The 14,482-nt window shown below is 67.8% G+C and carries 12 protein-coding genes; 2 read left to right on the top strand and 10 right to left on the bottom strand.

The genetic code is table 11. The features are described 5' to 3' along the window. Positions 1-180: 180 nt before the first annotated feature. From DAE25_RS15150 to DAE25_RS15130, 5 genes are all read right to left on the bottom strand, one after another. Complete coding sequence (locus tag DAE25_RS15150; RefSeq protein WP_199907615.1) at positions 181-657, bottom strand: MaoC/PaaZ C-terminal domain-containing protein; 477 nt, start codon at positions 655-657, stop codon at positions 181-183. Between the two features lie 332 nt (positions 658-989). Continuing rightward, a complete protein-coding gene (locus DAE25_RS15145) occupies positions 990-1,742 on the bottom strand; it encodes a glucose 1-dehydrogenase (protein ID WP_107766981.1) in 753 nt (250 codons plus the stop codon). A gap of 131 nt (positions 1,743-1,873) precedes the next feature. Beyond that, positions 1,874-3,349 carry an NAD-dependent succinate-semialdehyde dehydrogenase gene (locus DAE25_RS15140; RefSeq protein ID WP_199907614.1) on the bottom strand — a complete coding sequence of 492 codons (1,476 nt, stop codon included), beginning with the start codon at positions 3,347-3,349 and terminating at the stop codon, positions 1,874-1,876. Positions 3,350-3,505: 156 nt separating this feature from the next. Then, positions 3,506-5,119: a flavin-containing monooxygenase gene (locus DAE25_RS15135; RefSeq protein ID WP_107766980.1), complete on the bottom strand. Its 1,614-nt coding sequence runs from the start codon at positions 5,117-5,119 to the stop codon at positions 3,506-3,508. Positions 5,120-5,160: 41 nt separating this feature from the next. Further along, positions 5,161-6,060, bottom strand: coding sequence for an alpha/beta hydrolase (locus tag DAE25_RS15130; RefSeq protein ID WP_107766979.1), 900 nt, complete (start codon positions 6,058-6,060; stop codon positions 5,161-5,163). 285 nt (positions 6,061-6,345) lie between these two features. Here DAE25_RS15130 and DAE25_RS15125 point away from each other — a divergent pair, with 285 nt between their 5' ends. Together DAE25_RS15125 and DAE25_RS15120 are read left to right on the top strand one after the other, a co-directional pair. Then, entirely contained in the window at positions 6,346-7,428 is a 1,083-nt protein-coding gene (locus DAE25_RS15125; RefSeq protein ID WP_107767091.1) for an alcohol dehydrogenase, read from the top strand. A gap of 17 nt (positions 7,429-7,445) precedes the next feature. After that, complete coding sequence (locus DAE25_RS15120; protein WP_107766978.1) at positions 7,446-9,293, top strand: sigma-54-dependent Fis family transcriptional regulator; 1,848 nt, start codon at positions 7,446-7,448, stop codon at positions 9,291-9,293. Between the two features lie 644 nt (positions 9,294-9,937). Here the strand turns inward: DAE25_RS15120 and DAE25_RS15115 are convergent. From DAE25_RS15115 to DAE25_RS15095, 5 genes are read right to left on the bottom strand one after another with little or no spacing between them, the layout of a single operon-like run. Continuing rightward, on the bottom strand, positions 9,938-10,774 hold the full coding sequence (locus DAE25_RS15115) for an acyl dehydratase (RefSeq protein ID WP_199907613.1): 837 nt from the start codon (positions 10,772-10,774) through the stop codon (positions 9,938-9,940). Continuing rightward, a complete protein-coding gene (locus tag DAE25_RS15110; RefSeq protein ID WP_234411067.1) occupies positions 10,774-11,601 on the bottom strand; it encodes an HpcH/HpaI aldolase/citrate lyase family protein in 828 nt (275 codons plus the stop codon). The genes DAE25_RS15115 and DAE25_RS15110 overlap by 1 nt, the downstream gene beginning before the upstream one ends. Continuing rightward, entirely contained in the window at positions 11,598-12,773 is a 1,176-nt protein-coding gene (locus tag DAE25_RS15105; RefSeq protein WP_107766976.1) for an acyl-CoA dehydrogenase family protein, read from the bottom strand. The genes DAE25_RS15110 and DAE25_RS15105 overlap by 4 nt, the downstream gene beginning before the upstream one ends. A 16-nt stretch (positions 12,774-12,789) precedes the next feature. After that, complete coding sequence (locus tag DAE25_RS15100; RefSeq protein ID WP_107766975.1) at positions 12,790-13,248, bottom strand: MaoC family dehydratase; 459 nt, start codon at positions 13,246-13,248, stop codon at positions 12,790-12,792. Beyond that, positions 13,248-14,459, bottom strand: a complete 1,212-nt coding sequence (locus tag DAE25_RS15095; RefSeq protein WP_107766974.1) for an acetyl-CoA C-acetyltransferase — start codon at positions 14,457-14,459, stop codon at positions 13,248-13,250. Before DAE25_RS15095 ends, DAE25_RS15100 begins: the two co-directional genes overlap by 1 nt. Positions 14,460-14,482: the final 23 nt, after the last annotated feature.

Below are 14,482 nucleotides of genomic sequence, written 5' to 3'. Positions count from 1 at the left end.
GGTGAGGAATTCGCCCACGCTTCCAGTCTCAGGATACCCGTCATTAACGAGTGAGAGAGCCTCCACGAAGCCCGGGGCGATTCGGGTGGGTTTAGCCGCACGTCGACTTGCTCTGATCTGACGGCCCGCCTCGGCGTGACCCTTGGCTGCGGCTGTGCTCGTCACCGACCCTTCCTGCGGTCAGGTTGGTGCCGACTGGTCCGCCCTCCGGGCATTGACCATAAGATCGATGCGGCCCTGCTGGACGACGTCCTCGTGCTGGTTGACCAGGGTGAACCAGCGTTGCAGGATCCCGCTCTGTCCTGACGAACTCTTGCGCGTCGCCAGGATCTCCACACTCGCCCCCAGAGTGTCTCCGCTCCGGATGGGCGCGACGAACCGCCACTCATCTACACCGAGCAGCGCGACTGAGCAACCTTCAAAGACCCCGATGCGCGAAACGAGACCCATCGCGATCGACATTCCTAGGAGGCCATGTGCGATCGGCCCGCCGAAGCGGCTGTGCGCTTGTCCGACCGCATCGGTATGCACCGGGTTGGTGTCCCAGCTCCAGCTGGCGAACATCATCACGTCGGCTTCGGTGACGGTCCGGCGCTGGCTGTCGAAGACCTGGCCCACCTCGAAGTCGTCGAAGACCCACTCCATGGGCTGCTTCACAGCCGATCCCTTTCTGTGGCGTCACCGGCGGCGGCCGGCTGACAGTCGTCGAAGCAATCCTTATGTCATCAAGGTGCGATGTCGTGCCTCAGAGTTTTCGACGAGTTGCCCCTGCGATACGAGTCACTAGGACTGACCTCGGCCCACCGCGTCCAAGTTGCCAGCACTGAGACGCGCATGGAAGCCGGCCGTAACGCTCGCGACGTCGACCTGCAGTCGCGGCCGACCTCCCGCCGACTTTTCAGTGCTGTCAAGGACCCATGCGCGCGGCTCAAAGCACCGCGTAGGTGTAGAACCCCGGCCAGTCTTGCGGCCCAGCAGCCCAGCGGTCCTCATTGGGTTGTGTAGCCGCCGTCGAGGACGAGTTCGGATCCTGTTGCGAAGGATGATTCGTCGGAGGCGAGGAAGAGAGCGCCGTAGGCAATCTCTTCGGGCGTGCCCATCCGGCCGAGTGGTGTCGCGGCGATCAGTGCCGGCTGGAACTCGGCAGGCACTTCCTCCTCGACCATGCCGGTGTCGATGACGCCGGGGTGGATGGAGTTGATCCGGATGCCTTCGGGTGCGTACTGGATCGCTGCGGTCTTGGTGAGGATGCGCACGGCGCCCTTGGTGGCCTGGTAGGCAGCAGCGGCCCCGCTGCCGATCAGGCCATAGATCGAGGAGACGTTGATGATGGAGCCGCCGCCGGATCGGCGCATGGCCGGCAGGGCGTGCTTCATCCCCAGCCAGACGCCGGTCTGGTTGACCGACACGATCTGGTTCCACTGCTCAAGCGATGTCTCCTCCACGCCCGCCATGTTGAGGATGCCGGCGTTGTTGACCAGAATGTCGAGCCGGTCGAAGACGTCGAGGGTTTCGGCAACGGTTCGCTCCCAGTTGGCCTCGTCGCTGACGTCGAGGCGGGTGGCTAGCACTGAGGCCCTAGCATCGCGGAGTTCCTTCTCCACCGTGGCCAAGGCGTCCTCGCGGATATCGGTGATGACCACCGACGCTCCTTCGGAGGCGAACAGCCGTGCCTCCGCCGCGCCTTGCCCACGGGCGGCTCCGGTGATGATCGCGACCTTGCCGTCCAATCGATGTGCCATGACTTGCCGTCCTAACTTGATGTGAGATCCGCAAGCGCCTTCGCGCGCTGGGATTGGACCGTTCGAGGGAGTGACTGTGGTGAATCAGGCTGGGAAGTTAAGCCGCGGCTTCTGAGACTGAGGCCCGCTAACTAATGCACGGTGAGCGCCACGTACTTGGTCTCGAGGAACTCCTCGAGCGCCGAGTGGCCGCCCTCCCGACCCAGGCCCGAGGTCTTCACGCCCCCGAACGGTGCTGCGGGGTCCGCCATGATGCCGCGGTTGACCCCAACCATCCCGACGTCGAGTCGTTCGCTGATGCCGATCGCGCGTGACAGGTCCCGTGTGAATAGGTAACCGGCCAGCCCGTAGACGGTGTCGTTGGCGAACTCGATCGCTTCGTCGACCGAGTTGACGGTGAACAGCGGTGCTACCGGGGCGAAGAGTTCTTGACAGGAGAACTCCGGCGCCTTCTCCCGCATCCGCAGCACGGTGGGTTCGAAGAAGTAGCCGTCGCCACCGATCGGCTTTCCCCCGATTAACAGTTCGGCCTTTTCGCCGACGATCGACTCCACGGTCTCGGCGGTGGCGTTGCGCTGGTTTTCGGAGATCATCGGTCCCACGTCCACGCCGTTGCGGTAGCCGGGGCCGACCACGAGGGTGCGGGTCTGCTCGAGGAATCGTTCGGTGAACTCGTCTGCGATGGCTTGATGCAGGATGATCCGGTTGGCGGCGACGCAGGCCTGCCCGGCGTTGCGGAACTTGGCGGCGATGGCTTGTTCGACGGCGTTGTCGAGGTCGGCGTCGTCCAGGACGATGAAGGGGCCGTTTCCGCCGAGCTCGAGTTGGACGCTGGTGATGTTGCGGGCGCTTTGGCGCAGCATTAGCGAGCCCACCGCGACGGATCCGGTGAAGCTGACCTTGCGCAGTCGCTGGTCCTGCATGAGGCGTTCGGAGAGTTCTGCCGGACGCGTGGTGTGGACGAGGTTCATCACCCCGGCAGGGAGCCCCGCGTCGACCAGGGTCTGCATGAACAGGGCGGCGGTGAGCGGGGTCTGTTCCGCGGGCTTCATGATGGCCGTGCAACCGGCCGCGAGTGCCGCGGCCGCCTTGCGAACGGGGATCAGGACCGGGAAGTTCCACGGCGAGACCAGGAGACTCGGTCCGACCGGCTGTGTGGTGGTGATGATCCGGAAGTCGCCGCGCGACGCCCGTGCGTAGGAACCATGTACGTGGGCCGCCTGTTCGGCCAGCCACTTGACGAAGTCGAGGGTGAGGGATACCTCGCCCGCCGCCTCTGCGCGGGGTTTCCCGGCCTCAAGCACCATCACGTCGATGAACGCCTCCGCGCGGTCGGTCAGCAGCTGATGGACCGTGTGCAGAAGGTCCGCGCGAACCCGAGGTGCGAAGTCCGCCCAGGAGCCCTGTGCGGCGTGGGCCGCGTCCAGCGCGTCCATCGCATGCCTCGCGCGACCGTCTGAGACGGCGGCGAACTCATCTCCGGTCGCGGGGTCGACCACGGCGAACGTATCGGCGAGGTCGACCCATTCACCGTTGATGTGGATGCCAGCATGCACAGTGTGGCGTCGTTCCGTGCCGGGAAACTGAATGGTGATCGTGCGGGACACGTGCTCTCTGCCTTTCCTGCGGGAGGGCGGTGGACGACGGCTTAGGCCGGTGACGATCGATTGGCGGCGCTGGCGCGCTCTGGCGGAATGCCCGCGTAACCGTTCGGGACTCCCTGGGCGCCCAGGCCAAGGAGGTCCCTCGGCCCGGGCCGCGCGTCAGGCCAAGGACGCCTCGCGCACTTTGTCGAACTCGAACCCGCGGAAGCCGTCGCTTTGGACGTCGGCGAGCTGGGCGCGGTAGTTGACGAGCCCACCCAGGAAGAACATGACCGCGCGCTTCTTGCCCGGGATGTTCGCCCCGAAGATCCACGAATCGGCCTTCGGGAAGAGGGTCATGTTGGCGATCTCGATGCAGGTGGCGGTCCAGCCGTCCTCGGCTTCCCGGGTCGGTTCGACGGTTCGCGCGCCGTTGCGCTCGGCGTGGCTGATCAGTTCGCTGATCCACTCGACCTGCGTCTCGATGCTCGGTGGCAGGTTGGTGAAGGGGCCGTTGGGTCCGAGGATCATGAACATGTTCGGGAAGCCGGCCTTGGACACGCCGAGATAGCTGGTCGGGCCGTCTTTCCAGTGCTCGTTGATGTGCTGCCCGCCGCGACCGCGCAGGTCGATAGCCCGGTAGTTGCCGTCGACCGCGTCGAAACCGGTGGCGAGGACCAGGACGTCGAGCTCGTGCAGGACTCCGTCGGAGGTGCGCACGCCGGCTGGTGTGATCTCCTCGATGGGGTTCTCCTTGATCGAGATCAGCTCGACGTTGTCCCGGTTGAAGGTCTCGTAGTAGCCCTCGTTGCACAGCGGGCGCTTGGCGTAGAGGTCGACCGGGGTGAGCTTGCGCGCGGTCTCCGGGTCCTCGACGATTTCGGCGATCTTGGAGCGGATAAACTCCGCGGCCGCAGCGTTCGCCTCCGGGTTGGTGGCGATGTCGCAGAATGTGCCGAACATGAACCGGAAGCCGTTGCCCTTGTCCCAGTTCTCCTGGAACACCCGGCGCCGCTCCTCCTCCGAGACGCTCATGGCCTCCACGGCACTCTCCTCGAAGCCGAAGGCGACCACGGAGCCGCGGACCTGATCCCAGATCGCGTCGAAGTTCTGCTTTGTCTGTTCGACCTCCACCCGGTCCACGGGACCGTTGCCGGACGGCACGATGTACTGCGGCGAGCGCTGGAAGACGGTGAGGTGGCCGGCCATCTTGCCGGCGGCGACGATGAACTGGGTGCCGGTCGACCCGGTGCCGACCACGCCGACGCGCTTGCCGGTGATGTCCAGGTCGTCGGGCCAGGCGTTGGTGTGAGTGATGACGCCCCGGAAGCTGTCGATGCCCGGGATGTCGGGGATGTTGGTCTTTGCGAGCAGACCCAGGGCGTTGACGACGTAACGGCTGGTGAACTGCGTGCCGTCAGCGGTGGTGACGGTCCACAGGTTGGTGTCCTCATCGAACACGGCGCCGGTGACCTCTGTGTTCAGCTGGATGTCGCGGCGCAGGTCGAAGCGGTCCACGACGTGGTTGAGGTAGGCCAGGATGTCGGGCTGGTCCAGGTAGCGGGCGTGCCAGTCGTAGTCCTGCAGCAGGTCCTTGTCGAAGGAGTAGCGGTAGACGAAGCCCTCGGTGTCGGACTTGGCGCCCGGGTACTTGTTGAAGTACCAGGTGCCGCCGATACCGCCACCCTTCTCGAAGGCCTTCACGGAGAGGCCAAGCTCGTTGCGCAGCTTGTGGAGCATGTAGATGCCGCCAAATCCGGCGCCGATCACGATCGCATCATGGTGTGTGGTCATGGAGGTCGCTTCCTTCTGTTACGTGTGGGACCGGTGGGTGGTCAGCGGCGGTACCAGGCGCCGACGCGGGCGAGTTCCGCGTCGGCCTCCGGGGCCCGGCCGGCAAGGATGGGGAAGACGTGCTGCATGCCGTCGACGACGGACAAGGTCACGTCGACCCCGGCTGCGGTGGCGCGGTCGGCGAGCCGGGTGGAGTTGTCCAGCAGCGTCTCCACCGATCCTGCGGTCAGGTAGAGCCGGGGGAAGCCGGTGTAGTCGGCGTACAGCGGGTTGGCGAGCGGGTCGTCGGGCTTGCTGGTCTCGCCGAGGAACATTCCCGACATCCCTTCCAGGATTTCGCGGCTCACCAAACCGTCGGTGGCTGCGTTGCTGACCAGGGTGTCCCCGGCGTGCTCCATATCGAGCCAGGGCGAGAACGCGACCACCGCACCGGGCAGCGCGGTGCCGTCCTCGCGGAGTTTGAGCACGGTGGAGATGGCCAGGTTGCCGCCGGCCGAGTCCCCGGCGGTGACGATGCTCCCCGACGCATAGCCCCTCTCCAGGAGCGCGCGGTAGACCGCGGTGGCGTCCTCGATCTGTGCGGGGAACGGGTGTTCTGGGGCTCGTCGGTAGTCGAGGACCAGGGCGATCGCGCCCATGGCCTTGGCCAGGTGCCCGGCGAGCTTGCGGTGGCTGGCCGCGGAGCCGACCGCGAAGCCTCCCCCGTGGGTGTAGAGGACCACCTTCGAGGTGTCGGCCTCGACCGGCAGCGCCCAGATGCCCTCGACCCCACCGAGGGTGTCGGACCGGTACGTGACACCTTCAGGCTCCAAGGTGGGCTGGTGCCACTCGTCGAAGAGGCTGCGCAGCATGGCGATGGACATCTGCGGGTCGGCCGCCATACGACCGGTCCAGTCGCGGTAGAGCGCCTCCAGGTAACTAGCCTCAGCGGAGATGGTCATTGCGTCGCCTTTCGCGTAAGAGTCCCAGGAGTGCCCTGGGCGACTGACATGCCTCAGTGTGTGATGGGCGCAACACCGATGGGTGTTCCGATATGAAACGCCGCGGCAATCACCTCGACACCTCCGCGCAACCGGGAATGCTCCGGGCGCCGCATCCAAGGGATCGCCGATTATTGCTTCACGGGTATCGATAGGGTCGCCATTGTGTATTGGACTTTCTGAATCCCCGGTGTGATCGTGGTCATATCGCCCGTGCGGGGGAGACAGCTCTTGGAGGTCGAGGACATGAAGGCGTACGCAGTGCTCGAGGGCACCAAGGAGATCGCCGAGATCACCCTCCCGAGGCCCGCGCCGGTCGGTTCGGAGGTGGTGCTCCGTGTGCTGCACGCCGGCGTGTGTCATTCCGACACCCACCTGCTCGAGGGCGGTTACGACCTCGGCACCCAGGGCATGATGTTGCTGAAGGACCGCGGAGTTCCCTACCCGCTTGTACTCGGCCACGAGGTCGTCGGCACGGTGGCACAGGTGGGTCCCGAGGCATCCCCCGAGCTCGTCGGACAGACGTTGCTCGTCTTCCCGTGGATCGGGTGCGGGGAGTGCTCGACATGCCGCGACGGTCACGACAACGCCTGCGGCAACGGCCGGATGCTCGGCGTGCAGTGCCACGGGGGCTACGCGGAGTACATCTCGGTGCCACACGAGAGGTACCTCGTCGACATCAGGGGACTCGACCCGGCTTGGGCAGCCACGCTCGCCTGTTCTGGGCTGAGTTCCTACAGCGCGGTCAACAAGGTGAGCCACGTGGACCCGGACGAGCCGGTCGTCATCATCGGTGCCGGCGGGTTGGGACTGACCGCCATCGCCATGCTCCAGGCGAGAGGGCATCGCCACACCATCGCGGTGGACCTGTCCGAGCCGAACCTCGAGATGGCCATGGAGATGGGCGCCACCAGGACCGTGCTCGCTGACTCCCCCGCCCTGGCCGCCGCCATCGTGGAGGCCGCTGGGGGCCCAGTCGCGGCGGTGATCGACTTCGTCAACGGGACCTCGACGGCCATCCACGGCTTCGATGCGCTGCGCAAGGGCGGCCTGCTCGTCCATGTCGGGCTCTTCGGCGGCGAGCTCACGATCCCCACCGTCCTGCTGCCGCTCAAGATGCTCACGCTCCAGGGCAGCTACGTCGGCAACCTTGCCGAGCTAGAAGAACTGGTCGATCTCGCCAAAGCTGGGACTGTGCCGCACATCCCCATCATCAGCGGTAGACTTGACGCCGGCGGGGTCGCCGACTCGCTCGCTCGACTGATCGAGCGGAAGGTGGCTGGACGGATTGTGTTGTCCGCGGACCAAGCGCCCGCGCCGGTGAGTTGAACCCCCGGAGGAATGCAATGGGGCAACTATCGGCGATCCCTAACCTAGACGACCTGCGGCAGGCCCGGGACTTGCTGTTGCGTCAAGGTCCGCAGCGATACAGCGAGGCGACCGGATCCGTACGGGACCCGATCCTGCGCAGTTGGCGGCGGGCCGCCAGCCAGGCGGTTCCGACCGAGAGGATCGCGCTCCACTACCTGGACCCGCGCGGGCGCTCGGAGCTGCTGTGCCGCTCCGCGGGTCCGGTGCTCGATCGGCTCCAGGAAGACCTCGACGGGCTCGGCGTCGCGATCTTCCTCAGCGACCACCAGGGCCGAATCTTGTCCCGCCGGGCCGGCAGCAGGGCCGAGCGCAACAAGTTAGACACCGCATGCGCCGCCGAGGGCTTCGACTTCTCCGAACGCGCGATCGGCACCAACGCGATCGGCACCGTATTGGAGGACAAGTCCGCACTGTTCGTGCGCGGCGGTGAACACTTCAACGATCTGCTCGAGCCGTTGACCTGCGCGGGCGCACCCATTCGCATGGCCCACACCGGCCGTGTGGTCGGCTCCCTTGCGCTGACCTGCGCGGCCGAGACCACCAACCCGATGATGCTGACCCTCGCGGTGAACGCCGCGCGGCAGCTCGAACAGGTGATGGCCGACCTCGACGGCGGACGCAACCGGGCGCTGTTCGCCGCCCTGGCGCCCAGGTCTGGCCAGCATCGGGCGCCGATGGTGGTGCTGACCTCCGACGCGGTGCTGTCCAACACCGCCGGGCTGGAGTTCGTCACCCCCGAGCAGCACCCGCTGCTCTGGCAGGCCGTGAGCGGTCGATGCTGGAGCGCGGACCCGCAGACGATTGAGCTGGACCTGCCCGCCGGGCGCGTGCTCGCGGTGGCACATCGGATCACGGACCCGACCGGCGACGCCTTTCGGCTGGAGTTCCGCCACCAGTCTCATTCCCCCCCGGCATCCCGCAGCGCTGACGCTGCACCCCCCGGGTCCCTGCATCCAGTGCCTGCGATCGATGACCGGTTGCACTACACCGCCCAGCTGTCCGGCCCGATCGCCCTCGACGGCCTCCCCGGCACCGGGAAACACCACGTCGCCTTGCGGATTGCTGCGCTCGACCCGGACCGCCCCGTGCGCGACCTCGACCTCGCCGGCCGCGACCAGACCGACCGGAGGTGGTTCACCGAGGCCACGAACACCCTGACCAGCGGCGGCCAGGTGATCCTTCGTCACCTCGAGGATCTGCACGCCGGCGCGACCACCGAGCTCAAGGCACTCACCTGTATCGCCACCACCGCTCCGGATGGCACAGGAACCGGACCCGGCCGGCTGATTCTGGTTGCGAACCTCAAGCAAGCACCCGACGAGGTAGCCGAGCTTGTCCGGCACACCGCGACCATGGTGTGCCTGCCCGAGCTCGTCCACATGAAAGAGCACATCCCCGAGGTCGCCCGGGCCATCTTGTCCGGCCTGCCGGGCATCGCACCGAGCACCACCTTCTCATCCGCGGCTCGGCAGGCGCTGATGACGTTCTCCTGGCCGGGTAACTGCCGTCAACTGCGCCAAGCAATGGTCGAGGTCGCGGCCTCGAGGCCTGGTTGGCTGATCCAGTTGGAGCAGCTGCCCATCTGGCTTCGTGATGCGGCTCGGGGACGCCAGTTCAGCGGGTACGAGCGAGCGGAGCGCGACGCGATCCTAGCGGCGCTTGAGGAAGCCGGCGGCAACCGCTCCAAGGCTGCCGAGCTCTTGGGCATCGGGCGGACCACCTTGTACCGCAAGATCCGGTCACTCCATATCGAATGCCCTGAACAGATGGCCCCCTCCCACAACCCGTCGGCTGAGGGCGGCTTCGGGCTCAACGAGGGGTAGCCCCTGCCCTACCAGGCAGTCCGCGTCGGCCATCTGCCGCCGCACCGCGTGAAGCGCCCGATCGGTGTCGGGGCGACTTCACGCCGCGGCAGACGTACACCTGGACGGCCACCAAGAGGACGCTGCCGTGCGGGTTGTGTCTTCGTCGCACGGGGGCCGGGGTCACCTCAGGCCCACGAAACGAAGTCACTGACCAGTGGCGGCGCGGTCTGCCTCTGGTGCGCTCTGGAGACAGCAGACCGGCCCTCACCGGCCGGGCGATGAAGCGCGCCGGCAGCGCGGGATGGCCTCGCATTCTGGGCGTTCATCTCTGCGAGCCGGAACAAGGCTGCCCCAGTGCGGGGTGATGGTTTTGCCGACGGGGCTGTTGGCGCTGGGGTGTAGGCGATGCGGACATCGAAGGCCCGCAGCGCGGCTATACGGCCCGCGATGTTGACCGGGACGGCCTCGACCCGTCGATGATCTGGTAGCGCCGCTGCCCAAGCCTGGGAGCGGTGTCAGGCGCGTCAGCTTCTCGACAGGAGGAGCCGAAATCTTCGGGTACGCCGTCGCTCCCTCAGGCCGCCGTGGGAGGTCGTTCTGGGCAGTTGTCAGTTGGTCGGTCTGTCACAGCAGAGTCCTTGTTCGTATCTTCCTCCGGCCTGTCAGACCGGTCGGTGCGCTGGCTCGTCGATGGGGGAGATGGTGGCGGCGGCGGTGACGTTGCCGAACGTGTCGAGCATCCGGGAGCCGTGTTCGAGACCGTCGGGAGCCGGCACGACTGTCAACCGTTGCGGCCCCACGGCTGGCGCCTTGAGGCGATAGGCGAACTCCCGACCGATCATTCCGTCGCCGTGCCGGCGGTGCAGCTCGCCCATCAGGAGCGCCTGCAGGGGGCCGTGGATGACCAGCCCCGGGTAACCTTCGTGGTGGGCCCAGCCTAGGTCGTAGTGGATCCGGTGGGCGTTGTAGGTGAGGGCGGAGAAGCGGAACAAGAAGGTCTCGTCGGCGACCAGCCGGATCACCGGCTCGGCTTCGACGGCTGGTCCGGGATGGTTGAGGGTGCCGGGGGTGAGGTCAAGGCGGCTGCCGGTGTCGCGGTAGACGATGTCGTTCTCCTCGACGATGCAGACCTCGCCGGCCTGCATGTAGGTGTGCCGGATCTTCACGAACGTGAGCGCGCCGGTGCGGCCTCCCTTGACCACAGTGCCGAGCACCTGGGTGGTCCGCTCGCAGGCCTCGCCGGTGCGGAGTAGCTGGTAGGTCCGGACCCGTCCGCCCGCGAACATCCGCTTTTGACCAGGCCCTGGAGGCGCCGGGATGCCGTTGGAAGGGTGACCGTCGGGCCCGAGATCGCGTTGAGCGGGCGCGTTCAGCAGCTGGGTCCAGTGCCACAGTTCCGGGAGCGTGCTGCCGAGGGGGTCTTCGAGGTCCAGTAGTGCGGCGAGCGCCTCCTGCTGCGCGACGGTGATCAGGCCGCGACGTACTGCCGTCTCGGTCATCAGGTGTGCTCCGCGCGGGTCAGGATCGAGCGAGCCCGAGCGAGCACCGGGGCGTCGACCATCGCGCCGTCCACGACGCTGACACCGCCGGCTGCGGCCCTCAGTGCCCGGCGCGCCCAGTCCGTCTCCTGGGCCGAGGGCGCGAAGGCGGCAGCGACCGGGTGAATCTGGGCCGGGTGGATGCACAGCTTGCCACCGAAGCCGCTGCGCCTGGCAGCGGATGCGTCGGCGGCGACTAGCTCCTCGCCTCGGACACTTGCGGTGACGCCGTCCACGGGAGGGGCGCTGCCGGCAGTGCGGGCTGCGAGTACGAGCTCGTGGCGGCAGTGTGCGATGAGCGGTCCGTCGGGGTCGGCGTCGAGGTCGGCGGCCAAGTCGAGGTGACCGATCCCGAGCCGAACCACCCCTTCGACGGCGGCCAGCTCGGCCGCGGCGCGGATCCCGCGGGCGGTCTCGACCAGCGCCATCATCGGGATACCGGGGAGCGCCTCGACGACCGTGGCCAACGACTCGGGAGTCTCGGCCATGGGCACGAGGACGCCGCCGAGGTCTGCGCCGACCGCCGCGAGCGCCGCCAGGTCGGCGAGGTGGGAAGCGGTACCGGGCGCGTTGACCCGGACCGCGGCGGAGTGGCCTTCGGCCAGCCAGTTGATAACCGCGCTCCGGGCGGCCTGCTTGGCGTCGGTGGGCACGGCGTCCTCCAGGTCGCAGACCACCACATCGGCTCCGGCGCTTGCGGCCTTGGGAAACCGCTGGGGCTGGTTGCCGGGTACGAAGAGCAGCGTCACCGCCGAGGCGAGGTCGACGCTGCCACCGAACATGCTCATGGGGCGACCGAGTTGCGCTGGACCAGCTGCTTGGCGATGACGTTGCGCTGGATCTCGTTGGTGCCCTCGCCGACGATCATCAGCGGCGCGTCGCGGAAGTACCGCTCGACGTCGAACTCGGTGGAGTAACCCATCCCGCCGTGGATGCGGATCGCGTCGAGGGCGATCTCCATCCCCACCTCGGAGGCGAAGAGCTTCGCCATCCCGGCCTCCATGTCGGCGCGCCTGCCCGAGTCGTAGACCTGTGCGGCGTGCAGGGTGAGCTGCCGGGCCGCGGTGAGCTTGGTGGCCATGTTGGCCAGGTAGTGGCCGATCGACTGGTGCTGCCAGATCGGCACCCCGAAGGACTCCCGTTCCTGGGCGTAGGCCAGCGCGTCCTCCAGCGCGGCCCGGGCGACACCGAGCGCCCGGGCCGCGACCTGGAGGCGGCCGACCTCGAGGCCGCGCATCATCTGGGCGAAGCCCTGCCCCTCGACGCCGCCGAGCACCGCGTCACCGGGGACGACCATGTCCTCGAACACCAGCTCACAGCTCTCCACACCCTTGTAGCCCAGCTTGGGCAGGTCGCGGGAGATGGTCAGCCGGTCACCGACCTCCTCCTTGTCGACCAGCAGGATCGAGACCCCCTTGTGGGCCGGGGAGGCGTCGGCGTCGGTCTTGCAGAGCAGCGCGATCAGGCCGGAGCGTCGGGCGTTGGAGATCCAGGTCTTCGAGCCGTTGACCCGGTAGGAGGAGCCGTCGGGGCGGGCTGTGGTGCGCATGTTCTGCAGGTCCGAGCCGCCGCCGGGCTCGGTGAGCGCCATGGTGGCGCGGAGCTCACCTGTGGCCATCCGCTTGAGGTACTTCTCTTTCTGCCCGGCCGTGCCGTAGTCCTGGAGCAGCTTGGCGACCACGGTGTGGCCGCCCATCGCGCCAGCCAGGCTCATCCAGCCGCGGGCCAGCTCCTCGGTGACCAGCACGTAGCAGGCCGTGGAGACTTTCCCGTCGCCCCAGGGCTCGTCGATGGCGAGCCCGTAGACGCCGAGCTTCTTCATCTTCTCGATGTGCTGCTCGGGGTAGGTGTTGGCGTGCTCGAGCTCCTGGACGGTCGGTTTGACGTCCTTGTCCACGAAGCGGCGGACCAGCGCGACGATCTCGCGCTCCTCCTCGGGCAGGTCTTCCAGGTTCGTCATGGCGTGGTTCCTCTACTCAGGGGGTGACGAGGGTGAGCCGCTCGGCCACGCAGGCCGGGCGTTCCTTGCCCTCGATCTCGATGGTGTACGTCGTGGTCAGCTGGAGGCCGGCTCCGGTCTCCCGGATCTCGTCCAGGGTCACCTGGGCCCGGATCCGGCTGCCGACCGGGACAGGCGCGGGGAACCGGACCTTGTTGAGGCCGTAGTTGAGCCCCGAGGACCCGAAGCCGAGTTCGTAGAGCTCCGCACCGAGGGGCACGGTGAGCGCCAGGGTGAGGAACCCGTGGGCGATGGTGCCGCCGAACGGGCTCTGTTTGGCGCGCTCGGTGTCGACGTGGATCCACTGGTGGTCGTCGGTGACCTTGGCGAAGCCGTCGACGCGCTCCTGATCCACGGTCAGCCAGTCGGTGACGCCGAGCTGCTGTCCGAGCAGGCCGTTCAGCTCCTCGGCGGTAGCGATGACTCGGGCGCCCATCAGGAGACCCGCTCGAAGATGGCAGCTAGGCCCTGACCTCCGCCGATGCACATGGTGGCCAGCCCGTACCGGCCCTCACGCCGGGTGAGCTCGCGCGCCAGCGTGCCGACCATCCGGGTGCCGGTGGCGCCGACCGGGTGGCCCAGGGAGATGCCGGAGCCGTGGACGTTGGTCCGCTCGTGGTCGGCTTCGGTGAACTTCCACTCCCGCATCACCGCGAGGGCCTGCGCGGCGAACGCCTCGTTGAGCTCGATCACGTCGATGTCGGCCATCGTCAGGCCGGCCTGTTCGAGTGCGCGGGCGGTGGCGGGGACGGGGCCGATGCCCATCGTCCTCGGCGGTACCCCGGCCACCGCCCAGGAGACCAGCCGGACGAGCGGGGCCAAACCGTGCTGCTCGGCGGCGTCACGGCTGGCGACCAGGCAGAGCGCGGCGGCGTCGTTCTGGCCGCTGGCGTTACCGGCGGTCACGGTGGCCTCCGGGTCGACCTTGCCGAGGATTGGCCGGAGCGCGGCGAGCTTCTCCAGGGAGGCGTCGGCGCGGGGGTGCTCGTCGGTGTCGACGACGATCTCGCCCTTTCGGCTGCCGATGGTGACGGGGATGATCTCCTCGGCGAAGACGCCGGACCGCTGGGCGGCGACGGCGCGCTGGTGGGAGGAGAGGGCGAGCCGGTCCTGCTCCTCGCGCGAGATCCGGTACTCCTTGCGGAGGTTCTCCGCGGTCTCGATCATCCCGCCGGGCACCGGGTAGTGCTTGCCGCCGGCGGTCTCGCGGGCCCGGACCAGACCGTCGTGCATCCGCATGCCGCTGCGCGCGGCGCCCCAGCGGGCGTCGAGGGTGTAGAACATCGCGTTGCTCATCGACTCCACCCCGCCGGAGACCAGTACGTTGTTGGCGCCGGATCCGACCTGGAGGACGCCCTGGATCACCGATTGCAGGCCGGAGCCGCACCGGCGGTCGATGTGCATGCCGCCGGTGGTGACCGGCAGGCCGGCGTCCAGCGCCACCACCCGGCCGATCGCGGGTGCCTCGCTGTTTGCGTTGCAGTGGCCGAGGATGACGTCCTCGATCACCTCGGGGTCGATCCCGGTCCGCTCCACCAGGCCGCGGAGGGTCTGGGCGCCGAGCTCGGCGGCGGTGAGGGGGCGCAGGCTGCCGCCGTATCCTCCGACGGGGGTCCGGACGGGCTCGCAGATGACGACATCACGCATGGCTTGCTCCAGGGGTTTGAGGG

This window comes from Nocardioides terrigena, assembly GCF_003047265.1.
Classification (GTDB): Bacteria; Actinomycetota; Actinomycetes; order Propionibacteriales; family Nocardioidaceae; genus Nocardioides; species Nocardioides terrigena.
Note: the sequence above shows the minus strand (reverse complement) of the source record. Positions and strands in the feature narration are given on the sequence as shown.